Source organism: Dyadobacter sediminis, from assembly GCF_005860765.1.
Lineage (GTDB): Bacteria > Bacteroidota > Bacteroidia > Cytophagales > Spirosomataceae > Dyadobacter > Dyadobacter sediminis.
The window spans coordinates 1-25,086 of the sequence record NZ_VCEI01000004.1 but is presented as its reverse complement, the minus strand read 5'-3'; the positions used below and the strand labels follow the sequence as shown (position 1 = coordinate 25,086).

Genomic DNA, 25,086 nt, shown 5'->3' with positions numbered 1-25,086 from the left:
GTTGGGAAAATACTCCTTCAACACAAACCCGGATCTTGGAGTCAATGGCTTACGGCCTTTGAGAAAGCCAAAACTAAATACATAGTTTACTAACGCCGTTTTCCGGCTATTTGTAAGAAGAACCTCAGTACAACGAACGCCTAAATTTTAAATTCCTTCTCAGAATTGCTTATATTGATATCTTTCACAAATGAGCGTTCTTGGACAAACAATGGCTTCATACTAGTCAGAAACAAGGCTAAATACAATCTAATTTCTTACAATCTGTTGGTTAATTGTTGAATTGGTTTTTTCAGATTTACACAAAGTAAAGATGCTGGTTGATGTAAAATTTTACTGATCAATTAAACTATACTTTCAATCAAGCTGCAAGGATGAATCATTTAGTTTTATACACTGATTTACAACTATTTATATTGATATAATGCCTAAAACCTGCCGTTTTTTTGATCTAATACAAAGAATGATGAAAACATCAGAATAGTTGGGAAAGCAACTTACAACTTCTTTAATGTCCCAATGCTTCCTGCTATAATCTGTTATAAATAAATGGGAGGCTGGCCTTTTCAAGGTATTTTACAAACAGGTAAATTCTTCACTGTGCTGTGAAAAATGGATGGGATTGTCCAGACAAACTGAAGCGCTACTTAGCATTTTAAAGTAGAAGTCAGCCGCAGATACTCGTTTAATCGCGCGGCACCCGTCCCGTGTTATGCTAAATGAAAGATTGTCAGAATTTTACAGTGACAATGAAGACAAATATTTATTAAAATGATGAACTCGGGTATATCTTGGCAACTACTTTCGTTACAGTAGTTGCCACAAAAAAGAATACATTCCGGCCTAAAAAAGGACAAACACATGTAACCGGATACTCAGATCTGAACATCTAGCCGGTACATTGTGTATAGCTTCAATGTATATCCATCATACCAGTTAAGTATAGTTGTAATTTCAATATTAAAATAAAACAGCAATACCAATTGACGGAACGCAATCAAATCTATACATTTAGAAAAAATATGTTGTAAGTAAAAGCAAGCCATGTGTTTGTATACACAATGTTTTTGTCATTGCCGAAATTGCACATCCAAACACCTGGGTCGTACCTCCCTTGACTTGCCGGGATTACGCGCCAAACCCAGAAGATCACAGATCTTTATTGAAATAAATGTTTATGGAAGACGAGAAGAACCCGCATTATGAAGTTCGCAAAGCCACAGTGGTCAAGCGGGAAAACAAAGGTAAAATGATTCCGGTCCGGGTTAGCGAACAGGAGCATGCACAAATCAAGGCCAATGCCATCCTGGCCGGGCTGAGCGTTTCTGAATACCTGCGAAGGCTGAGCACCGGACATCAGATTCAAGCGCGGTTTGACAAGGATGAAAAGCGTAACCTGCAAGGAATCGGCAACAACCTGAATCAGCTTACAGCTCATGCCAACAAAGGATTTTTCAATGAAAAGCCTTTGCTTGAAGTTTTGGAGCAATTAAAAAAAATACTAAAAGCATGATTGCCAAAACGTCGATTGGATCCAGCTTTTCAGGCGCCATTCATTACGGAGCGGGTTACACAGCTGACGGCAAAGAGATCATGGGCAAGTCTGATCTTCTGATTACCTACAATGTGGTTTCGCAGGACCCGGAAGGTATTGCTGCCGAGATGCAGCAAGAAGCATCTTACAGCCGGTGCAAGACACCGGTGTGGCATTCATCAATCAGCTGGAAGCCGGAAGAGAAACCTACACGCGAGCAAATGATCGAAACAGCCAATCGTTACTGTGAAAAGATGGGTGCGGATCCTGAAGACCACCAGATTGCCGTGTATGTGCACCATGACAAGCCACATCAGCATATCCATGTTTATATCAACCGCGTACCGACAGATGGCAGCAAGGCACTTGAAACATCGCATAACTATGCGCGCAATGGTCGAATTTGTAAAGAGATCACAGAAGAACTTGGTTTTTCGAAACTGGAAAAGCTGGAAGAAGGCAAACTCAGGCATGTGGCAGTCAATCAGGAAAAAGCCCAGAAAGTAATCAATATAGCCATCAAAGCTGCTTTAAAAGAAGAATCTGACAGTCCGGAAGACATGGAACGGCGGTTGAAAGAAAAAGGAATTGAGTGCAGATACAAGATTGAGGAGGGCAGGCTTAAGCATTCGAGTTACAGCTATCAGAACGTGCCGATTAAAGGGCAGGATGTTGGTTTTACAGCCAAACATCTGCAGGACAGGCTGGACAAAAACCAAGAGATCAGAAAAGAGCACTTACAGCAAGTCAAACCGGAACACAAGCAGAAACGTAGGATGTAAACCAATATCTGATGAGCAACATTCCTGAACAGGAAATCTTCTTTCGGATAATGAATATCCGGAAGAGGAGGGCTATTCGATTCATTGCCTCCTTTTCATTCACTTAAACTTACTTTCATCCAGCTGGAAAAAACGGACGGCATTATTAAACAAAATATCACGTTTCTGATCAAAAGATAAATAAGAAGCATTCTCAATGACCCCGATGGAAGTTTCCAGAAGTTTAGGCCATACCATCAAGTCGGTTCCATACATGATCCGCTTGCCGAAACCTGCCTGCACAAGCCGTTTGATATAGCTATTCACTTCCTCTAACGGATAACTCCAGATCATACCCGCTATGTCTACATACACGTAAGCGTTTGCCCCCATTAAAGCCAGCATTTCATCCATCATAGGATAACCAGCGTGCATTACCCATACCTGCAATTTGGGATGACGGGCCAGCAAATCTTCCAGCAAAAAGGGATTTCCCAGAGAAGCCCTGTATTTTGGATTGTTGATATTGATGTTGCCATTACCGCCGGTACCCATGTGAATACCCACCGGAATATTCAGTTTTTCAGCTGCGGCAAAATAGCCATCCAAGGATTTGTCACTGGGAGAAAAACCCTGATACTGCGGGGCTACTTCGCCCATTACCTTATAAAATCCTTTGGACAGTGAATCGGTAAAAGCAACTACGGACATTTCCTCGGAGGAGCTTATACTGAGACTGGGAATGACCCGGCCTGGTGCTGCTGCTTTTTGCCAGTTACGGATGATGCCTGCATCTCCGCTTGCGATGATGGCCATATTCAACCGCTTCATCGTAGCAATCAGGGAATCTTGAAATTCTTTATCGGATTTGGCCGCCTTCAGAGGCTGGGCACAATCCGTATTAAAAAAAGGCGGTGCCGGACTGTTCGGGTTAGCACCGGGCATGTTACTCAGAAACCAGGGACATAAATCTGCACTGAAAGCCGGATTCACTTTCATGGCATGTACGTGTACATCAATGATGGGCAAATGATTGGTTCCAGTTTTCTGCGCCAGAGAAGAAATACTGAGTATCAAAGCCAGCAACAGAGTACCTGGTAAAATCAAACCAATTTTATTCATTATTTCTGGACCGGATTAGGTAAAAAGAGTTGTTAAATTTGAGATTCCGGATTAAGAAGATCAAATCGGCAAAGCTTTACCTATTGTTCAGATCTCGATTTATTTCTTTCGAGATTTTTATATGTACAATCCGATTGCAAGGCCAGCAGGCAGCCTCATGATGTTGATAGCAGTATAAACTTTATTGATTACAATGCTCCTGAAAGCGATTTTAGAATTGTTAAGCATTCCGGAGTGTTATGACAAAGTTGATAACTATTCATTTCGAAGCGACTGAACCGGGTTCATCAATGCAGCTTTCAGGCTTTGGAAGCCGACGGTGAGCACCGCGATGAAAATGACAAGTCCGCCTGCGGCTGCAAACATCCACCACGTAATATCGATATGGTAAGCAAAGTTCCCGAGCCAGTTTTTCATCAGATATCCGGCAACAGGGCAGGCAATTAGTATGGAAATAAAAACCAATCGTAAAAAGTCCTTTGATATCAGTGCCAGAATACCGGCAATACTGGCACCCAAAACTTTACGGACCCCGATTTCCTTGGTCCGCTGTTCTGTCATGTAACTGGCGAGCCCGAACAAACCCAGGCAGGCTATGAATATGGCCAGCATAGAAGCCAGTGCAAAGACCTGGCTGTACTGTTTCTCAGTCTTATATTGTTCGTTATATTTCTGGTCAACAAAGTAGTATTCAAATGGATTTCCAGGATAAGCAGCTTTGTAAAGTGCTTCCAGTTCCTTTAATTGTCGCTGCATATGGCCCGTTGAAAGTTCCAGAACAAGCATACCGCCTGACCGGCGGGGCATGAAAATAATAGGATCAACCATTTTTTGCAGTCCCTGATGATTGTAGTCTTTAACTACACCAACTACTTCAAACGGCTGTCCCCAGCTGATGATGGCTCCTACTGCTTTCAGAGGAGATTCAAATCCAAGTTGACGCGCCGCAGATTCATTGATCATCAGTTTTCCGCTTTTTTCCCATGCCAGTTCCGCTTCCCGGACTGTAAAATTCCTTCCGGCTGCCAGGCCGATCTGAAATAAGGATAAGTACCGGTCGTCAATAATTCCCATTGCATACCCTTTCTTTGCGTCATCCTGCTTTTCACCCTGTTTAACAATTCCCGAGGCATTAAAGGAATAATAATTGCCCGGCACGATCCCGGTGTGACTAAGGTTCTTGACATAAGGCAGTGCACTGACCTGATTATCGAGTAGTGCCGAGCTTGTCCCAAGTGCTTTTTCTTCTCCAAGCTGCGGACCATTGATAACCAGCCGTTGCCTAGAATCAAATCCCAGATCCTTATTCTGCATATAGGCAAGCTGTCTGTAAAGCACCAGGGTTGAAATGATGAGAGTAACTGAAACACCGAACTGAGCGACGACCAGCACTTTGCGGAGCCATTTGTCGTTGCCTGTACTGGCTTTGGCACCCGAGGTACCTTTAAGTATCTGCACCGGCTGGAGAGCAGTGACTGAAAATGCCACATAGCTGCCAGACAGGAATGCGCCGAGAGCTAATAATATGGCTGCTGCAATCCACGCCGGATCCGCCAGTAATCCGGAAAGTGAAAAATTCTTCTGAGTGAAATCGTTAAACGTTTTTTGTACAGAGTAAACCAGCAGCAAGGCTACTGCAAAGCCAATAAAGTTCAGCAAAAAAGATTCGCCTAAAAACTGGCTGACAAGCTGAAACCTTCCTGCGCCCACTACTTTTCTGACACCTACTTCCCTGGATCTTTTAAGCGAAGCGGCTGTGGAAAGATTGATGTAATTAAACCATGCAATTACCAGAATCAGAATTGCAATGGCACTTAGCAGGTAAACAAATGACAGACTTCCGCTGGTCAGGTAAGGATCGTCCGTGGAAGAGCCTAAGTGAATCTGAGACAAGGGCTGCAGAACAAATTTGCTTTTGTCTTCAGGACTCAGCTTTTTCTTTAACGTGTTAATCTTATTTTCAAGCTTGCCGGAGTTGCTCTTTTCAGTCAGCTGGAAAAAGTTGGTGACGTAAGAACCATCAAAACCATCCAACCGTGCCCAGCCATTGCCATTCAGATTGGCGGGATTGGCCAGCGTTTGCAGGGACAGGACTGCGTCAAACCTGAGATCTGAATTTTCGGGCATATCTTCATAGACGGCAGTGACTGTATACAAGGTTTTTCCAAACTGATTGTTTACTGTCAGTGTTTTTCCGATTGCCTTTTCAGTTCCGTAATAGGTTCTGGCACGGGAAGCTGACAAGGCAATTGTATTTGTTTCCGAAACAGCGGATTGTGCATTGCCGTAAAGTAACGGAAACGTAAAAAGCGTAAAGAAGCTGCCATCAGCATAAGCCAGTCCGTTTTCCCGGTAGGACTGGACAGATCCTTTCCGGTCCGGTTCCTGAATCGTTATGATTCCGTTTGCCGAGCCTTCGGCCAGGCGGCAATATGCCTTTATTTCACTGAATTCTTTTTTGACCAAAGGTGCAATGGCCGGTGCCATCTGGGCGAAAACATCGCCGGTAGGACGGCTGTCGAGCATCCGGTATAAGTCAGGTAATTTTTTATGGAACATGTTCACACTTTTTTCAAAGGCTACATATTCGAATATCAGTATAAAAGCAGCAATGCCCAGGCCCAGTCCGGTCACATGGATGATTGTGAATAATCTGTTTTTCCACAAGCTGCGTATTGCAATTTTCAGGTAGGATTGGAGCATGATCGTTGCTGTTTTAATGTTCTGGTAGAACCACATTGCGGCCTTCATCATCCGGCTGGATGGTCCGTGCCGCGAAACTCACACATGCTGTAGGTGTTTTGCGCGAGTATGTTGCTGACAAGGCACAGTGCCAGCGTAAGGAAGTAGAGAATGCTTTCAAAGTAAGTCAGTTCAGGTTTGTCATACTTACTTGTTTCAACTATTGTACCATCAGCCAAATAGTGTCCGGTTTCGTTATAAAGGGCTTTTACAGCCTAATCAGTGTACGATTCCGAACATCTGCATTAAATACTGTCCGGTCTTTCAAACGCTTCCGGCTATCAATATTTCCTGCACTGATCAGAAGCCGTTAAAACCTGCGAACGGACCGTTTTTTATACGGTTCAGCATGCATTGAAAAACGATGGAAAATTTACGATGATCCTTGAAGGCCCATGCCTTTTTTTACTCGAACTATGCAAATGACAACCCATTTTTTTCCTCATTACAGATTCATCAGATATTCATGGCTGTGTTGTACAATCGTTGTTTCCTGGTTCAACTCAGTTGAATTTCAAGTCAGTTTGTTTTTCATTCCTGTCAAATGCGGCAATGCCGGCAGCGCTCTGGAACGGAAATTTATATACTCACAGTATTCATCAACATTCAACTATTATGAAGAAAATAAAAACAGCAATCGCCGCATTGATCCTGATAGCAAGTGGAACGCTTTACGCACAGAGCACCACCAATCAATCCAACCCAAGCCAGGGAACAAGCACGACAACCCAGCAGGGTAACACGGAAACACAAAACAGCACTACTAACAACGCCATTAACCCTACGGGGCAGCGTAATAATGGCTGGAGTAATGCCAATCAGGCAACACAAAGCAGCACGCAAAACCCTTCGGATTCGGTGAACAACCGTACTACAAATAATGCCATCAATCCTACAGGACAACAAAATGGCAGCCCGTTCAGTACCAACCCGGCAACGCAAAGCAACAGCAATACACAGCAGGGAACCAGCACCACCGGTAATTCTGCTGCAACCAGCGAATCGGATCCAACAACAAGTAACCTGAACGAAAACCAGGGTAGTACCAATACCGAAAAATCCGATATGTCGGACATGAAATCGAAGAAGAAACGGAAGAATAAAAAAGACAATTCCGATCTGAATTGATCCGGCGAAATCAATAAAAAATTACTTAAGAAGCCGCTTCGTATTCCGAAGCGGCTTTTTTGTGAAGATGCAGAAAGTGACAAACATAATCTGCCAGCATCATTACGGACAGGACATAGCCATGAAGCACATTGTTTATGAAAGATGCATTTAGTGTTCTTTGGCCGGAACGGAAGAAGAATGGCTGTCAGGTTCAAAATCAAGGATATCTCCGGGCCTACAGTCCAGAGCCTGACAAATTGCTTCCAGCGTACTGAAGCGAATTGCCTTGGCTTTGCCCGTCTTCAAAATCGAGAGATTGGCGAGGGTAAGGTCTACTTTCTGGGCAAGTTCAGAAAGCGATATTTTTCGTTTAGCCATCATTACATCCAGGTTAACAATAATAGGCATGGTTCAGACTGTTAATTCATTTTCGAGTTGGATTTCAATTCCCCGCCGGTAAACTTGGGCCAGCGCCAACAAAATCAGGCCCAGCAACCAGGGGCCATCCAGTTGAATGTCCACGCTCAGTGAAGCTTGATTGGAAAGTGTTATTTGTTTGAAATATGGTCTGGTTTGGTGCCAGAGCGCTAGTTTAAGTAGCAGTTCAACGGCTGTCTGTCCTAGAAACAAAAATCCCATTGTGGCAATTTGCCGGGCAATGGCCGCCTGAAAGGGCGTGTCGGTCTGAACCGAACGAAATATCCGGCGCAGTAAAAGGAACATCCATAATGCACTCACCAGACCGACGAGCCCGAGAATGCTTATTAACAGACCGGGTATGGATCGGATCGGAACCTGAAGTTGGCCAGTCTGTTTTTGAGGGGTTAAAAAAAGCAGAGGTTCGTCTGCTGTCACGATTGTTTTGTTGCTGGGTGGTGCCCAGGCTACCGGAACAGATACATAGTTGGGCTGTTGTCCCTGGCCCAGTGGAAAGGGACCGGTTTGGGCGTTCAAAAGCTTCAGGCTACTCATAGCTGCGAATAGGACCAAAGCGACCAGCACCAGGTAGTAGAAAAGGGTAACCAGCCGCTTGACGGTGGGAAATACCCAATAAGGTGACTTAGTTTCCATGTGCATCAAGATTTTGTTAACTACACAAAGGAAACTATATTTATTGAATATCAATAAATATTTCTTGATTATTAATTAATTTTTATTGAGAATGAACAAAATGGTTATTCCGGGCAAAAGCGGTATTTTAAAAATTTGTTGCTTGCTCAAATAACTGTTTATGAATGTATAAACAGTAAGGCTGCTTACTGATGCCTGAACTATGATTACAATTTTGAAACATGCGGTTTAATCATGGTCATTCGGGTCATATTCCACGATCCATTCAATGCCATACTTGTCTCTAAACATCCCGGCGTATGAACCCCAGGGACTATCTCCAATAGGACCTTCAACATTTCCGCCTGCCGACAGCCCGTTGAAAATTTTATCTGCTTCTTCACGACTTGCTGCACTCACTGCTATTTTGGATCTGTTCTCATTTTCGTTTGTTCGTCCCATTATTTCTGGAACATCGTTAGCTACCAATACATTGTTTTTTCCTATCGGCAGGGAAATATAAATTATCTTATCGGCTTCACTTTCCGACACCGGAAATCCAGCATTTGCCAGATCCCTGAACCGAACTACTTTTGCAAATGCTCCACCAAAAACCGATTTGTAGAAGTTGAAAGCCTCTTCGGCATTTCCGTTGAAGTTGATCCAAGGATTAATTGCTTTCATATATTTTATATTTATAAATTTTTATGCTTACATCACTGTCAACACTGTAGAATTTCTTTTTCTGATGAATGCGATAATGTTACAAGAAGAACTGTCAGGTCTTTTAATGTCATATGTACACCATAGCTTGAACTCATTCCGTAACAGGCTCAAAGACAAAAGTCTTTAACTCTGCCATCTTACTATTACGAAAACGCTGTACCCTGCAGGAAGCACAAGCTGTGGATGGTTGTTCTGCATCCGGTTTCACTCAGTTGATTGAACAGCATCGTACTTTCCATTGCAGAGTTTTCAGACACGAAGCATCAGAAAATGGATTGTTATTGAATCCAAAGTGAAATTCGTGCTTATTATCACTAAAAAAGGAACGCTGTGAACGTTCCTTTTTAGATAAATGGCAATTGTGTAAGCTACTCCATTATGAATTTTGATTGCTCCACGCCGGTGGCAGTATGCGCTTTTATAATGTAAATACCCGGTCTCATGGCTTTGGTGGCAGGCATTTCCAAGGAAGTGCCTCCTTGCGCATCGGTGTTGACTGTTTTCGCCTGGTACAACTGCCCGTAGCGATCATACATGGTAATGGTTACCGGCTCCTGTTTTGCGAAGTTTGTCAGGTCAATATATATTTTTTCTCCATTCCGGATCGGATTAGGATAAATCTTAAGAACAGGCGCGTTCGCTGTTGCCTGCTGAGCGGTCTTTGCAGTAACCTCTTCTTTATTTGCCTGACGAGCACCGACAGTAGAAGAATCGGCTTCATAAGAAATCCCCAGGCCGGATAGCTCGACGGATACCACCTGATCCTTTTTCTTTTTCTTGCCGACAGCTTCCAGCTTTGCCAATTTCTCTCCTTTGGATTTAGGATAAAAAGCAATGTTAAAAGTAACTGAACTGTTCTTGCGGATTTTCACGGGTTTATTCGGATTAGCACCAGGATGACCAAACATCTTGAATTCGTCGGCATTGGCACCGGTAATAGCCAATCCTTTCAGTACCAGATTGCCACGGCCAGTATTGGAGATCGTTACCGTGTGCAGCGCCACCTTGGAGAAATCACGCACGTCGTCATCATCGCTGTGGCTATCATCATCATTGTCATCATCGTCGTTGTCGTCATCGTCATCATTGCCGTTGGCAGTTCTCATAGTAGCAGCTTGGGAAGAAGTTCCGGCAAAGCGAGCCGTATTTGTCGAGGAAGTAGCAGTGGTGGTGACTCCCACGACTTCTACAGCCGATATCTTACTAGGGAAAGCCGTAGCAAACCCTTCGGTATCGGACAAGCTGCTCACTCGTAACAAAGTAATCTGGGAAGTTCTGTCGGGTATATTATTCCAGTTAAACTCAATCACGTACAAGTTTCCTGTTTTCACATCTTCCACAATATCCAGCGGATTGATAAAGCCGGACATTCCCACTAATCCATTGGTACCCGCGCCGGTATAGGATTTTTTGATGTCGTATAGGCTTTCAGCACTGCCTTTTACCAGCGAGCCTGGTTCCAGCACAATGATATCACCTCCTCCGCTAAACCGGCACACGAGCAATTTACCTTTCAACGCTCCGTTAAAAGCATTGCTCTTGTACTCAATAACGCCATTGGGCGATCGGTTCAAGTCAAAGTCAAAGGCTGCTCCCCGGTAATTTATGTCGGCGCCCACAGTAACAGGGTATTTACTGTTGTCTTTATTTCCCCGATTGGAAACGTATTCGCCGCGCAAAGGATTAGGATGACCGTAATATCCATTTGGCTTGATACGGAATAACCAGTCATTCTGGACCTGAACCCCCGAAGTAGCTGGTATGGATGGGCCATTATAGAAGGTGCCATCCGGACGCCGGGTTCCTGCTATGGAAGCAGGCGTGTTACCTCCGGCCGCAGAGCCATTGGCCGGAGCGTATAACTGTCCGTTAGAGTGCCATACCAGGTCATAGGCATTCCGGATACCGGAAGCATAGATTTTCAGCGGAGCATTCGTAGCATAAGGATTATAAGTACTGTCGGAGAGACGCAGCTGGCTAGCATTGGCCGAATTGATCAGACTCTGATTAGAAGTTGTTTTGGCATTAAGCGTGATACCATTCAGTTTCGTCAAATCCAGACGCAGTATTGCCCCGGAAAGTAAACTTTCCGGACGTTGCCAGGAACCATCATAAGCCCCCATGGAACTATTGCTGCCCTGATTGAAATATAAAGCTTTATCAGGACCAAATGCCAGACTGTTCACCAGGTGATCTTTGGCCGAGCGAGGCAGGTTGGTAACCAGTAACTGCTCGGTAGCCAAACCTGCTCCCGTTAGTTTGGAGATTTTACCATCAAATTCGGGTGCATTTACCAGCTTGGAGGAGCAATGAGAAACATAAGCTACAAGGTTGGTGGCAGTAGAAGCCGGATCAAAGACCAATCCTATGGCTGAACGACTTCCGTATTTACTAACGAGCGTGGTAATTAACTGCGGATTGCCAAGCATGCCACTGGTGCGATCGATTGTAAATCTTTCAATTACACCATCCAGCCGCAAGGCGTAAAACTTGTCGTCCGGACCAATCACCAAAGAAGCATATACTTTATGCTCGGTTCCGGCAATGGCCACCTTGGTAAATTCAACAGATAAAGGATCAGTTGACTCAAGAGCGGCACCTGTGGTAAAAGTAGCCGTATACGGAATAAAAGAAGCTTTGCTATACGATTTTACACCATCCGTTACCATAAACTTGTAAGTCGTATTCGCTTCCAGGGCAAACGTAGGCGAAAAGCTGATCGCGTCCCCGCCTCCGGTCCCTTGCACCACGCCCTGAATTTGAGTGGCAGTCCCATCAACTACTTTAAGTAACTTTACCGTGCTGTTTGTAATCGTACTATTGTCTACGCCACCTGTGTATCCCTCAACTTCGGGCACATAAAGATTATTGGCGGCAATGCTGGCCGTATTTACGCTTACATTCATGGCACCATCTACGGGTGTAGACGAAACTACATAAGGGTGGGGAGCACTTACTTTTACCTGTACAATAAAGCTGCCGCTGCTAAATCCGGAAGCCACGGCTTTGACCGTAGCTTTGTACGTACCCACCGGCAACTTTTCGGCAGCTGCATAATTGAAAGTAACATTGGGCTCCGTGCCGTAATGGGTGGTATTAAAGCTTAGCCAACCGCTGCCGCCGGCTTCGTATACTGCCGATAAGGTATACTGAGCATTGGTGTTGCCAGAGTTGCCTAGCTCCAGAGAAAAGGTTTTGCCAATGGTGGAGCTGCCTTTTTCAATAGCCAGTTGCTGCTCATTTACAGACCAGTACGCATAGGGCCCGCTGGTAACGGGCACAATGCGGGCAGAATTGATTTTAGTATTAATACCGCCATCCGCATCAATGGTCAGGTTGCCATCAGAAACCATTACCCGTACTGTAGCCGATTTAAAGCGTGTGGCAGTATTAGCCAGTCCGTTGGGAATGAAGCCGCTTATTGCCTCAACTCCCTCTACATTCAGGCTGTGTTTTTCGGGAAAAGGATAGATACCAGCATCACCCGCCGAAACCGTTACATCGTAGTAGCCATTGGGTACTTCTATCTCCCAGTAGCCTTCTGCTTTCGTGCCGTTAAAATTACCGACAATGTCATCAGCCTGCATGTGCATTAAAGTGCCTTGCAGTACATTGGCCTGCCAATTGCGATTTCTGCCGTTACCGGGCGTATCCCCGCCAACAGCAATATCAAGCAAGCTGCCATCCAACCGTTTTTTCCAGCCGTAACGAAGGTTTTTTCCCTGGTTAGTGCCAGTCCGCAGCCCATAACCCTGACCATAATCCCGCACCCAGCCTGTAGGCGGAACTGTGGCGGGATCCTGAAAGTTTACCTGAACTGTCTGCGGATTTACAACCTTGAAAGAAATGGACGTGGCTGTACCAGCCGTACCCAGACCCTTGGCCGCTGAATAAGGCGTTGCGCTTAAGTTATAGCTTCCTGCCGACGGAGTCCAGTCCAGACCGTCACCAAACAAGTCGTAAGGAGCCTGTGATTCAATTTGTTTTCGACTTTCAGTGCCGCTCAGGGAAAATACAACACTGCCGACAATACCCGGGCTGGTATTTGCCCTGATATTGATATTTTTAGTAGGCAAGGCAGCCAAATTGAGCGTGCTGCCATTGGTAAGTGTTTGTATGGCTGCCTTTGTAGCTGAGTTAATTAAAGTAAAGCTTGTTATTTGCTCACCGGCCAGAACAGCGTCTGAATTGGTTTTGGAGACATCCTTTTTATTGGCAGGTTCTGCAGGATCCGAAGTCAGGTTCAGAGCTTGTGCATGGCTACTGATCAGGAAACCAATGATCAGTAATAACCACCATTGGTAAGTTAACAGCTTTTCTTGTTGTGGTACGGTAGTAAAGTTTTTATTCATTATTTGATCAGTTTAAAGTTTGGAAAATTGAGTTTGTAACTGATGTTGCGCTAGTTTGATTTTAAGCTGAGCCAAGTCTTTGAAAGTGCGGTACTGAGTAGTTGTTTAATGTCTGAAACAAGCTGATCGACGTCGTCTGCCGTTGTACCATTCGATTTTATTTGCCATTAATACTTTCAACAAAATTCATTTCTTCTTTGATAATGTATCAGAATTTCTGCTGCGCGATTAAAGCAATAAACCTAATATGATAGGCTTTTGTCAATGAAAGAAATCTAATTAATATTAGACACAAAACGTAAACAAAATCTCATTAAAATTAACCCGCATAAATATAACTGATTGATATAGTACTGGTTTATTTCTCAAACGTCGACTTATACGGTTATTTTTGTGAGCATACTTGAAATAACTGTTAAATTAATGATTATGGTTTTAGATTAATAGAAATATGTTTGTAGTTCTGTAACCTAATTCAGCAGCATATGGTTTGTAGCCTACTGCTTAATTCTGTTTCCTTCTTCAATAACTGCCTGATTTACTTCTTTAACCCTTTCAATCTCCATCTTTTCAAATGCACGGTCGTAAGTTAACAGTCCGTTGACTTCATGTTCTACATCCGTTGTCTGTGTGTAGACAGCAACGCTCAGGCCCCTGTGTTTCATCAGCTGCTCAACCTGATCCAATAGCAGTACATAGCGGTCTGTAAGCGCTGGTTTTGTCGGTTCATAGCCATAGGCATTATTTTCGACGGGCCACATATGGCCTCTTACAAAAAGGCCCAAACCTCCGAATTCACCCAGAGAAGCAGCACGTTTGTCGTCCGGTACGGATGCGTTTTTAGGACCAATGTAAATGTGCGTATCTACAAAGTCGCCGTTCCCCGGATCGCCATAAGCTTTCTGATAATCCGGATTATTGTTGAAGCCCGAATTGCCATTGACCAATCTGGATGGATCATATTGTTTGACCCAGTCGGTAATTTCTTTCACATCAAAAGCACCCCAGTTTTCATTAAAGGGCACCCAGGTGATGATGGAAGGGGCATTGTAATGATTGTCTATAATGGCTTTTAGTTCACTACGAAAAGCAGACCGCGTTCTGGTCGTATCTTCCTGTGGGTACCAGATGGCCGGCATGTCCTGCCAGACCAGTAAACCAAGTTTGTCAGCCCAGTAATAAAAACGGTTCGGCTCGGTTTTCATATGTTTCCGGATCAGATTAAACCCGGCCTTTTTAGTGAATTCCAGATCATATTTCAATGCCTCCTCCGTAGGTGCTGTTAAAATGCCGTCCGGCCAGTATCCCTGGTCCAGCAAGCCTATTTGCATGACAAATTTTCCGTTGAGCAAAGGCCTGACCACACCGTTAACTTTGCCCAGCCTGACGTCGCGCATGCCAAAATAACTGGCAATCTCATCGGTGACATTCCCGTTTTTGTCTTGTAAACTAAGTTTGAGATCGTACAGAAAAGGCTCATCCGGCGACCATAATCTCGGGTTCGGAATGGGAATATAAAATGCGGTGCCTGCCTCAGCCTTAACCCGGGCAACCACTCTCTGATTCTCTGAGGCAACCGCCAGGACTGCAGCCTGGCCGGCATCCACCAGTACCTTCAACCGGCTGTTTGCCAGATCGGGCAGCAGACGGATGTTCTTGATATGGTTTTTATTGACCGGTTCAAGCCATACAGTTTGCCAGATACCGGAGCTGAAGGTGTAATCTCCTCTGGGTCCGTTTTTGCCTGACGGCATTTTGCCGTCATTCGGATCGTGTGCGGCGACGATGAGTACGTTACTTCCCTTTTTTAAATAGGAGGTGATATCAAAGCTGAACGCGTCATAACCGCCTGCGTGTGTTCCTGCCTTTTGTCCATTCACAAAAACAGTGGCATCATGATCCACAGCATCAAAATGAAGGATGATTTGTTTCTCTTTCCAGGAAGCCGGAATTTCGAATTGCTTCTTATACCACATATTGATTTCCTGATTGCGCTCAATACCGGAAAGAACAGATTCCGGGCAGTAAGGAACAAGGATCTGCTGTGCTTGTTTGTCAAAGGCAATGGGGCTAGAGGGATTTAGCGCGCTGGCAAGCTGCCGGCCACCCTGGTAGTCCCATTTACCGTTCAGACACATCCAGTCCTCACGCTGCATTTGCGGCCGGGGATATTCGCTGAGTGGGAGCTGGGATTCCATGGCTTGTTTTGTCCATTGCGTAGGCAACTTAGCAACCTGTGCAATGGTATCTGCAACAGTACTCAAAATCAAAAGGAATAAGCAATAGAAAAACTTTCCGGTAATAAACTTCATGGCTACTACAAACTATGCTGCTGGAATGGTAAACGGATGATCAATAATTTTTAAATATAACAAGGCTGTTGCATCAAAAGCTAATAAAAGATGATACCCTTTTATTTAGCGCTATCATGGTCCCTCCTGTTTTTCAACGCTTTTACTATTCCGGGATGCTCCGGTGTCAGCTATGATTTACATCCGTATTCATACAAAACCGTTCCTGCTTGCGGTATCGTGCATAATTTGGAAGTACTACATCCAACAGGTCGAAAAAATCCCTAGATTGTAGCTTGTTGTTATCATTTTAACTGTAACATATATTGTCGTTCAAGAATCAGGATCCAGCAACACAGGCCGATACCATTATCATCGGTTCAGGAATGGGCGCGCTTGCAGCTGCAATCTGTTTAACCAGCAAGGGACAAAAAGTACTTGTTCTCGAACAGCACAATGTTCCGGGTGGCTGGTGCCATAGCTTTCACATTGCCGGTCACCGCTTTTCGCCCGGATGCCATTACATTGGCCAGCTTGGCCAGGGCCAGACAACGAGGGAGCTGTACGAAGGATTAGGAATCGCAAATGAGCTTGTGTTCTTTGAGATGAACTCGGCAGCGTACGAACACTGCTGGGTAGGACCAAACCGGATCGACATCCAAGCCTGTTTCGATGAACTTTACAGTAATCTTTCAGAACGGTTCCCTGCTGAAAAGAAAGGGTTATCGAGATACTTGGCGATGATCAGGAAAGTAAGCGGCCAGTTAGCGCTGATTCCTCGGATGCAGGGTTTCTGGGACCATGTTACAATTCCCTGGCGCACCAGGCATCTGGGAAAATACGGCCTTTTCAATCTCCAGAAAGTTATTAACTGGTACATTAAGGACCCACTACTGAAAACGGTATTAACCATTCAATGGGGCAATCACGGCCTGACGCCGGATAAAGCCTGCTTTCCATATCATGCTGCGGTGATGGACCACTATTCAAACGGCGGTTTTTATCCCATGGGCGGCGGCAGTGCCATTGTCAAGGCGATGACAAACAGGATTAAAAGAAACGGGGGACAAATCCTGACTGCCCAGAAAGTAGCACGTATTTTGGTACAAGGAGAAAAAAACAAACGTGCTATCGGCGTGGAGCTTGCAAACGGCCAGAAAATGTACGCCAAAACGATCATTTCGAATGCTGATCCGGAAAAAACATATTTGCAGTTGATCGGGAAGCAGCACCTGAGTGCAAAACTGATCAAACAAATTGCAAAGACCAGGTATTCATGTGCATCGTTGGTACTGTTCCTTGTCGTCAAGATGGATGTGTGCAAGGCCGGGCTGGATTCAGGGAATGTGTGGGTCATACCCGATACAGATTCAAAAAGCCATTACAAGAAAGAAACTGACAAGTCACCGAACTTGTCCCGGTTCTTCATCAGTTGCAGCACGTTGAAAGATCCCACCAGCTTCGATGGCATTCATCATACGCTCGAGGTGATCACTTTACTGGATAACACCCTGTTTGATAAATTCAAGGACGAAGCATCCGGACGTTCTAAAGCGTACCTGCAGTACAAGGAGCAATTATGCATTGAAATGATCGAATCACTGGAAAAAGTGCTGCCGGGTATCAGTGACAGCATCATCCACAAAGAATTAGGTACACCGTTAACAAATGTACGCTACATTGGCTCGACCAATGGCTGCATTTATGGCACAGAAAAGAGCTTCTGGCAAATCGGCGCCTTTGGCTATCAGAGCCGGAGTGAGATAGAAAACCTGTATTTATGTGGTGCAAGTATTCTTGCCAACGGAATTGCAGGTGCCACTTATTCGGGTGTGCAAACTGCTGCCCGGATTCTTGATAGCACGCAGGCTGAGCTGCTGAAACCGGATCTATCCCAGAAACTTCGCGTCTATGCAGCTGAGGATGCATCGCAGTATCCGGACTGGATCAAGCGAAAAATCAGTCAACGAAAGGGTATAAAGGACTTGTAAATTCTGAACAAGTCCGTGTCAGATTTCCCCCAGTTTCAGTCAGGTTCATCCGGCAAGGTTGCTTCCTGCCAGTATTCACAAATGGCCCCAAGCTGTTTTTTTAAAACCTTCATAGGTTTTGGATTTTACATAAAAGCCTTGCACCAGCGACCTATATGCCTTTTCCACAGCCGGGACAAGTGAAGATCGCACAAGATGTAAAAGGGCCTTTTGTTTGTTGTATGCAAATACTTAATCAGTTCATAGCCACTTTCAAAGACAACTACCTGATTATTACAGCAAATGTCAGCCAGTGCATCGGTAACCAGATAATGATCATCATCATTGCCCACACATAATATTGGCCCGTTTTTGCATAGCTTTTGTACTCAAAAAAATCAGGTCCAATTTAGTACAAAAAGCATCGCAACTATGGTACAGTTCATTCTGCTTGTGCAACGACTTCAAAACATGTTTCAATCCCGGGGAAGGTAAATGTAAAAGGTAGACCCTTTCCCAGGCTGGCTTCTGGCAGTGATTACCCCGCCATGATTGGCAACGATCCGTTCACAAATGGCAAGCCCTATGCCTGTTCCGCTGTATTTGCTTCGGTTATGAAGACGCTGAAATACCTTAAAAATCCTGTTCAGGTACATTTCTTCAAATCCGATGCCATTGTCCTGGACACTAATCTGATGATAGTACCGGACCGTTTTGAAAGGGGTGATTCCGGCAGGTAAATTTGTCTGCTCCATTAATTCGGACCGAACCTTTATCCTGGGCGGCACTGGCCTGCCATCTTCTTTAATCCTGTGAAATTTCAGTGCATTGCTGATCAGATTCTGAAAAAGCTGTCTGAGCTGTTTGGCATTCCCTTTTAACTGAGGCAGTTCTTTTATGTCAATGCTGGCGTTGCTATCGGCAATCGGTACCCGAAGGTTGGCTATGGCCTGCTCCATCAGGTCTGTAAGCACAACAGTATGCATCTGCTGCATCATATCATTGGAAACATTTGAAAAGATCAGCAGATCATTAATCAGCATCGACATGCGTTCGGCGGCTTTCCTTACCCGGTCCAGATAATCTTTCATTCTGGGGGCCACTTCTGTAATTTCGGTTTCCAGCCGGTTTGTAAACAGCTGGATCTTGCGAAGGGGTTCCTGCAAATCATGAGATGCTACATATGCAAAGCGGTGCAGATCTTCATTGGACCGGATCAACTGCAGGTTTGCCTGCTGCATCAGATCATGGCCAGCTGCCAGTTCCATGTTACGCTGGTGCAACTCACGCGTCCTGTCCAGCACCTGGGCTTCCAGAGACCACTGCAAATCACGGTATTCGTTAATATCCTGGGCAATGCCTGCTATACTGAGCGGGGTTCCATCCGTATCAAAATAGGTTTGTCCCAGCGTACGGATAACCTGTTTTTTCCCGGTACTGGCGTTGATAATGGTATATTCAGCATCAAATTTGCCATCACTTCCGGGCTTCTGGGCATCAAAAAAAGCTTTGGACAACTGTTCCTTATCACTGTCAACCACATGGCTGATGGCTTCTTCTATGTTCATATGATTTGTCCGGACTCCAAACATCTCCAGATGCCGTCCGGAAAATACTGCCTTCCGGGAGGCGATTTCCATTGTCCAGGTTCCAAGCCGGGCAATTTCCAGTGCATTCATCAAGGCACCTTCCCGTTGTCTGAGCAGCAGCTCATTCTGTTTTCTTTGGGTAATTTCCGGGCTGATGGTAGCCAGAATGGACGGGAAGCCTTTTTCTATCTGATCCAGTACCATTACATCCCATTGTATCCAGAAGGGCTCACCAGTCAGCTCGTTATAAAGCCTTATTTCATGGCTGCCTTCTTTTTGCGCAATAAGTTCAGGCAGTAGCTGCATAACCTTTGTGCGGTCATCGGGATAAATCGCATCGATCAAGGTTCTGCCCTTGCCTGTCTGCCAGCCCAGTTTTTTGAGCGTATAGGAATTGTTATAGATTGGTTCGGGCATCGGATTCACCAGACTGATGCCGATAATGAGCTCACACCGGTCCAGTACCGCAGTCTTTATCTTGTTGTCAAAGGCTATGGCCTTGTGCTGGTCGATATCAGTCAGTGCAATAATACATCCGGCAAAACGGCCATCCGCCTGCCTCCAAGGCTGGGATTGAAGCGAAAACCATTTGTCCCGGCCTTCATTGCCATGTATTCTGATTTCGCAGCAAGTTGTTTTTTTACTCGTAAATGCTTCTGCCATCGTATCCGTGGCTGCGGAAAGATCATCAGGGTGAATCATATCAGTCCAGCCATTACGGGTAACCTTTTGCAGTGTTCGGTGCGTTGCATGCACCCACGAAGGGTTAACATAGAAGATACTGCCATCCTGGTCAGTAAACAAAATCAATACATCCGTGTTTTCAGCAAGTGTCTCAAAGCTTACCTTACCCTGCATTCCAGCCTGCTTTTCTGATAAGACTGTGCTGCTTGTATACCATTCAGGGATGTTTTCAGAAGCAATTCCGACTGAGGATTTCTGTTCACCAGCTACCATTTGCTTCTCCAACTGATCCAGTATTTCATCCAGGCCCTGACTTAAAATATTGGCCTGCGAAAAAATCTGCTGTGCCTGATCGTAATTCTTGCCTGCCAGACATGTGGTAATTTCCCTGACAAGCTGGTATATTTCTGTGTGAACCTGCTCTGCCTGCTGCAACTGTTCCATATCCGGATGAGTTGCCAATGCATATGCATACAGCCAGGGCCCAATGCCACAAGTGTACCTGGATATGGTAAAATCAGCAACCGGATGTGCTTGTAGACTGGTTATATGCCTCTTGATTTTTTGTAGCAGCGCAGCATGGTTGGCTCTGGACTGTTGCAGTCCGGCAACATTTATAGTGATCACTGGTAAAATGGATTTAAATCGATGGTGTAATGTAATCGTTTCATCATCATTTATCAGGTGTGAGCTATAAAACAACCGGTTCAAGATGGCACTTACGTTAACTTCAAAGATAGCAGTATATTTGCACTTTCATTAACAAACTAAAACAGCGTGCCTGGCAAAAGAATATTAATAATTGAAGATGATCTGGACGATCAGTTTCTGCTATCGGAAGCTTTTCAAAACAGCCATTGCCGATGTGAGCTGGACTTCGCAGGTGACGGCCGGCAGGCACTGGTAAAAATGGATCAGTCGGAATATTGGCCGGACTTGATAATTCTTGATCTGAACATGCCCGTTATGAACGGGTTTGAAGTACTAAGCCATTTTCAGGCTGCCAAATCCATGGCCCGTGTTCCGGTCATTGTCCTGACTACCGCAGCAGACTCCAATTCCATAGAGCGTTCTTATGATCTGGGCGCTACAAGCTTTATAGTTAAACCAAAGACGTTCCCCCAGCTTGAAAGCATTGTGGATGAGCTAATCAGGTACTGGTTTATGACAGTCCGGCTGTCATCGCTTTCTGACTGAGAGGGCCTTTGTCAGATTGAGCGATTTCGGGAGGCTTGGTTACTATCGTTCTCGATTTTGGTATTATTGTTATACAGGTTTGTATATTTAAAGCTTTTGACTGAATTTCCGGTGTTTAAGGCATGCTATTTATACTGTAAACCCTTGTAGTTTATATCAATCGAACAGTCAGGTTTATTTTCACCCAGGTCATATGTCCAGCCAGTTAAGTTTTTTTGCAAACCGGACAGATAAACGGGCATATCAGCATTTTTCTTCGCTGGACTGGAATACACATCCGCTGGGATCCGTTGACAACTGGTCCGGCCCCTTACTTCACAGCTTTAAATTTGCCCTTGGAAACCAGCAGCCTTCATTGATTTTATGGGGAGAAACATTGTGGCAATTCTACAACGATGCCTATTGTTCCAAGTTCTGTCATGATGATTTAAAAGGTATTGGCAAAAGTGCTTTGGACGCCTTTGCTGTGGAAGGATTTAATATTCGTGCTTTAACAGATCAGGTACGGCTTGGCAGTACCTGTTGTATGCAGCAGGTAGAAGCCAGTGGAACCCACGAACAAAATGAACTCTTTGACCTTCATTTATCACCCATCTGGAACCATGACGGAGAGCCGGAGGGAATCCTGATTGCCGCTCAGCAATGCAGCACGCCATCTTCAACCAACGGATCCGGCACAAAAGAGCTTTACGAAGCCAGCCAGCAATTGATCCTTGCCAGCCATTCAGACAAGGAAAAAATCAGAATGCTGGAAAAAACTAATACAAGCCTGGAAAGTTTCGCCTATACGGCCTCTCATGACCTGCAGGAGCCAGTGCGTAAAATCAAGTCATTTGCTACCTTGCTGAATGCCAAACTAAAAGACGGACCACAAAAAGAGCTGACCGGACTTGTCGACAGAATACAGACTTCGGCGGAAAGGATGGCTGAACTTATTGAGAACCTTCTGGATTTATCCAGGACGTCAACCAGAAGCAGCCTGCAGTATTTTCAGCTGAACGATTCAGTGAATGCGGCTATCGAGGCTTTGTCACTGAATATTGAACAATCCGGCGCTACCTTCAGCATTGATCAGCTGCACGGAATTTGCGGAGATCCAATCCAGATTACTCAACTTTTTCAGAACCTGATTTCCAATGCAATCCGCTACAGACACCCGGACAGGGATCTTTTTATCAAGATTGGCTATGACTCGGTTCTGGGACATGAGATTCCTTCTGCCAAACAACCCGGTATAATCGCTGATTTTTATCATCAGATTCAGATAGAAGACAATGGCATCGGTTTTGAACAACAGCACGCATCCAGAATTTTTGAATTGTTTCAAAGGCTGCATGGCCGTTCTTCTTACCAGGGAACAGGAATCGGTCTGGCTATATGCCGGCAAGTAGTTGAAAATCACAATGGAGTCATTTATGCATCGGGCAGTCCGGATCAGGGTGCCGTATTTACAATTTTGCTTCCGATGGATGGTAAGCAGTAAAGTACCTTTAAGGGCTTTACTTTAAAAAGCATTCAATGAAAAGAAGCTTATTGCAAAACGGGAAAAATCATGACAACCAGCAAATCAGAAGCACATCGTTTAAAATATATTCAGCAGTACTCGCCTTGCTGAACTCATCAAAAAACAAGTATTCAGGTACTAAAAAAAGAATTACGCAGCTAACAATGCCAGCTGCGTAATTTGTTTTGCTATATTTTTCTGGCCCAGACCGAAACCGAGCATTCTTTTACCGGAAATTCAGCCCAGCCATCCTGCCCAATGATAATTTCATGATCAAAGTTGCCCAAATAATCTACAAATGTCTTACCTGTATGCTCATGTCCTATCTGCATAGGAATGGCCGTGTCACCGCCAATGGACAGCACTACTGCACAGCCTGAGTCGGAATGCTCCTTATCACCGCCCCGGATCCAGCCAATACTGTTTTGAGCCTGAAAATAATCTGTCTGTAATCCATATGCTATATTTTTACGTATATGCAGCAGCGATTCGAGGCTGTCCAGCTTTTCAAGCGTAATTTCGTAATGCTCTCCGTCGGTACCTTTGTCCTTATACGTAGACCCATACAAATCCGTATAGAACACGCAAGGATAACCTGCTTCCCTTAACAAAATCAGCGCATATGCAAGCGGGCGAAACCAGTGCTCTACGGTTTGTTCCAGAGATTGCAGAGGCTGAGTATCATGATTCTCAACCAGCGTTACAGCCAATTGGGGATGGGTTTGGACCAAGGTATTATCAAAAATGCTACGAAGGTCAAAATGGTCTTTTTCTTTGGAAGCCTTATAAAAATTACCTTGTAGCGGAGCATCAAACAGAGAAATTCTATTGTTTGTGGATTCGATATACGCATGCATGGAAGGCAAATCGTAAGGTGCCCAATACTCGCCTACAGTATAAAACTCCCTGTTGTACTTGCCACGCAGGTGATCGAGCCATTCGTTAAAGAATTCAGCAGGCATGTGCTTGATGGCATCCAGGCGGAACCCATCCATCCCGACGGTTTCGTAATACCATTCACCCCATCTTTTCAGTTCCTGCCTTACATGAGGGTTTCTGAACTCGATGTCGGAAAGCATCAGGTAATCATAATTTCCGTTTTCCAAATCCAGTACATCCTGCCAGCCATCTCCATATTGATTCTGAATGCTGTATATGGCCGTTTCCTGAGTGGAAGCATTGTAATCAACACCTGAAAAGCATTGATAGTCCCAGATAAACTGCGAGTACTTTCCATCCCTGCCGGGGAAAGTAAACCGTGTATAGGCTTCTATTTGCTTTGGTTCACTGGCAAATTCATTCCTGTTTTCAGGAGTCACTTCCCGGACCATGACGGGTTCTTTTTCATCGGCTCCGCCCATATGGTTCAGGACAATGTCGGCATATACATGCAAACCGGCTTGTTGTCCTTTTCTGACCGCTGTTATGAATTCATCTTTTGTGCCGTACTTGGTTCGTACAGAACCTTTCTGATCAAACTCGCCCAAGTCATACAAGTCATAGGAATCATAGCCGGACGCCTGGTCACCTGCCATTCCCTTGTGGGCCGGAGGTAACCACACAGCATCAAAACCCATTGATTTCAGGCGCTGTGCTTCTGCTGCAAAGTGACCCCACAAGCTACCATCAGCGGGATAATACCATTCAAAAAACTGCAGCATTGTAAAATTTTCCATCAATTATTTCCATTTTATATACACAAAGGCTACAAATGCCTCTTATAAGGCTTTGTTTAATTATTATGCCTATTGCTTTGTCATTGCATGTAGTTATAAAACTGGCAATAATAAGCGGAAAATAGAGGAGAAGTTTTATAGCAAAATAATTGCTGACCATATTGGATCTCCTAGATTGAACTAACCTGAAGTTTGGTAAGCTAATAGGTATTTGAGCGGAACAGGAAACCTTACTGTCGTCACAAAACAATTGTTTTGTAGTACCCTTCTTACTGGCTGAGCTTGCCTATGATACTTAAGCACCAGATTGATGATGTCTTTAGTACCAATTTGCTTATTGTTCCGGAGGCGATGAATTAAAAGAAAAAAATATGATTTCAAGTTTTACAATTGGTACTGCTGAATAAGAGTACAGACTTTCCGGTAAACACCATTTACAAATCTGCGATTTTTGTAAAAGTCCGGAATACGCTTTACTAATGTACAGATAAACTATATAGGCTCTCTTAGCTTTTTTGAAACTTCGTTGAAGGTCGAAACTAATATAGAAGCAGGAGTAAAGGAACATCAATACACATTGGAATGTTGTTTTGGCTCAGGCATGTTCGGGAAACTGTCCCGCACGCGGGCGAGTAGCAGGAAAGCATTGGTAAAACAGCGGCTTTCAACCAGCTTGATCCGGTACAAAAACAAGCAAGCCACTTGGCTGCCCTGCAAAAGTCCGCTTGGATGCTGTGTTACGTCTTTGTTGTGCTGGTATGTATTTGAATGTAACGCC

At 44.6% G+C, this 25,086-nt stretch carries 16 protein-coding genes; 6 read left to right on the top strand and 10 right to left on the bottom strand.

Annotated features, from left to right (window positions below; all coding sequences use genetic code 11):
- Window positions 1-1,177 precede the first annotated feature (1,177 nt).
- Together FEM55_RS00565 and FEM55_RS00560 are read left to right on the top strand one after the other, a co-directional pair.
- Window positions 1,178-1,513 carry a plasmid mobilization protein gene (locus tag FEM55_RS00565; RefSeq protein ID WP_138279387.1) on the top strand — a complete coding sequence of 112 codons (336 nt, stop codon included), beginning with the start codon at window positions 1,178-1,180 and terminating at the stop codon, window positions 1,511-1,513.
- Window positions 1,510-2,316, top strand: coding sequence for a relaxase/mobilization nuclease domain-containing protein (locus FEM55_RS00560; protein ID WP_138279386.1), 807 nt, complete (start codon window positions 1,510-1,512; stop codon window positions 2,314-2,316). The genes FEM55_RS00565 and FEM55_RS00560 overlap by 4 nt, the downstream gene beginning before the upstream one ends.
- A 99-nt stretch (window positions 2,317-2,415) precedes the next feature.
- Here FEM55_RS00560 and FEM55_RS00555 read toward each other — a convergent pair whose 3' ends face one another.
- Entirely contained in the window at window positions 2,416-3,417 is a 1,002-nt protein-coding gene (locus FEM55_RS00555) for an amidohydrolase family protein (RefSeq protein WP_138279385.1), read from the bottom strand.
- 255 nt (window positions 3,418-3,672) lie between these two features.
- Window positions 3,673-6,120, bottom strand: a complete 2,448-nt coding sequence (locus FEM55_RS00550) for an ABC transporter permease (RefSeq protein ID WP_138279384.1) — start codon at window positions 6,118-6,120, stop codon at window positions 3,673-3,675.
- A gap of 654 nt (window positions 6,121-6,774) precedes the next feature.
- On the opposite strand from FEM55_RS00550, the gene FEM55_RS00545 reads away from it, so the two are divergent.
- The gene (locus FEM55_RS00545) at window positions 6,775-7,287 is read left to right on the top strand and encodes a hypothetical protein (protein WP_138279383.1); all 513 of its coding nucleotides are present in this window, start codon (window positions 6,775-6,777) and stop codon (window positions 7,285-7,287) included.
- Window positions 7,288-7,437: 150 nt separating this feature from the next.
- Here FEM55_RS00545 and FEM55_RS00540 read toward each other — a convergent pair whose 3' ends face one another.
- The 5 genes from FEM55_RS00540 to FEM55_RS00520 form a co-directional block, all read right to left on the bottom strand.
- Entirely contained in the window at window positions 7,438-7,677 is a 240-nt protein-coding gene (locus FEM55_RS00540) for a helix-turn-helix domain-containing protein (protein ID WP_138279382.1), read from the bottom strand.
- A gap of 3 nt (window positions 7,678-7,680) precedes the next feature.
- Entirely contained in the window at window positions 7,681-8,241 is a 561-nt protein-coding gene (locus FEM55_RS00535) for a DUF2975 domain-containing protein (protein WP_171036426.1), read from the bottom strand.
- A 327-nt stretch (window positions 8,242-8,568) separates the two neighbouring features.
- A complete protein-coding gene (locus tag FEM55_RS00530) occupies window positions 8,569-9,003 on the bottom strand; it encodes a VOC family protein (RefSeq protein ID WP_138279380.1) in 435 nt (144 codons plus the stop codon).
- Window positions 9,004-9,413: 410 nt separating this feature from the next.
- Window positions 9,414-13,397 carry an Ig-like domain-containing protein gene (locus FEM55_RS00525; RefSeq protein WP_138279379.1) on the bottom strand — a complete coding sequence of 1,328 codons (3,984 nt, stop codon included), beginning with the start codon at window positions 13,395-13,397 and terminating at the stop codon, window positions 9,414-9,416.
- A gap of 497 nt (window positions 13,398-13,894) precedes the next feature.
- A complete protein-coding gene (locus tag FEM55_RS00520; protein WP_212748281.1) occupies window positions 13,895-15,661 on the bottom strand; it encodes a glycoside hydrolase family 2 protein in 1,767 nt (588 codons plus the stop codon).
- 353 nt (window positions 15,662-16,014) lie between these two features.
- On the opposite strand from FEM55_RS00520, the gene FEM55_RS00515 reads away from it, so the two are divergent.
- Window positions 16,015-17,679 (top strand): phytoene desaturase family protein, encoded by a 1,665-nt coding sequence (locus FEM55_RS00515; RefSeq protein WP_212748280.1) that lies wholly within the window; start codon window positions 16,015-16,017, stop codon window positions 17,677-17,679.
- 455 nt (window positions 17,680-18,134) lie between these two features.
- Here the strand turns inward: FEM55_RS00515 and FEM55_RS00510 are convergent, their stop codons facing one another.
- Window positions 18,135-20,375 (bottom strand): PAS domain-containing sensor histidine kinase, encoded by a 2,241-nt coding sequence (locus FEM55_RS00510; RefSeq protein ID WP_138279377.1) that lies wholly within the window; start codon window positions 20,373-20,375, stop codon window positions 18,135-18,137.
- 333 nt (window positions 20,376-20,708) lie between these two features.
- Between FEM55_RS00510 and FEM55_RS00505 the strand changes: the two genes are divergently transcribed.
- The gene (locus FEM55_RS00505; RefSeq protein WP_138279376.1) at window positions 20,709-21,128 is read left to right on the top strand and encodes a response regulator; all 420 of its coding nucleotides are present in this window, start codon (window positions 20,709-20,711) and stop codon (window positions 21,126-21,128) included.
- A gap of 193 nt (window positions 21,129-21,321) precedes the next feature.
- Entirely contained in the window at window positions 21,322-22,611 is a 1,290-nt protein-coding gene (locus FEM55_RS00500; RefSeq protein WP_138279375.1) for a sensor histidine kinase, read from the top strand.
- A gap of 209 nt (window positions 22,612-22,820) precedes the next feature.
- On the opposite strand, the gene FEM55_RS00495 is transcribed toward FEM55_RS00500, so the two are convergent.
- Both FEM55_RS00495 and FEM55_RS25090 read right to left on the bottom strand, forming a co-directional pair.
- Window positions 22,821-24,308: an alpha-amylase gene (locus FEM55_RS00495; protein WP_138279374.1), complete on the bottom strand. Its 1,488-nt coding sequence runs from the start codon at window positions 24,306-24,308 to the stop codon at window positions 22,821-22,823.
- Between the two features lie 567 nt (window positions 24,309-24,875).
- On the bottom strand, window positions 24,876-25,086 hold a 211-nt coding region (locus FEM55_RS25090; protein ID WP_212748279.1), incomplete at its 5' end, for a hypothetical protein.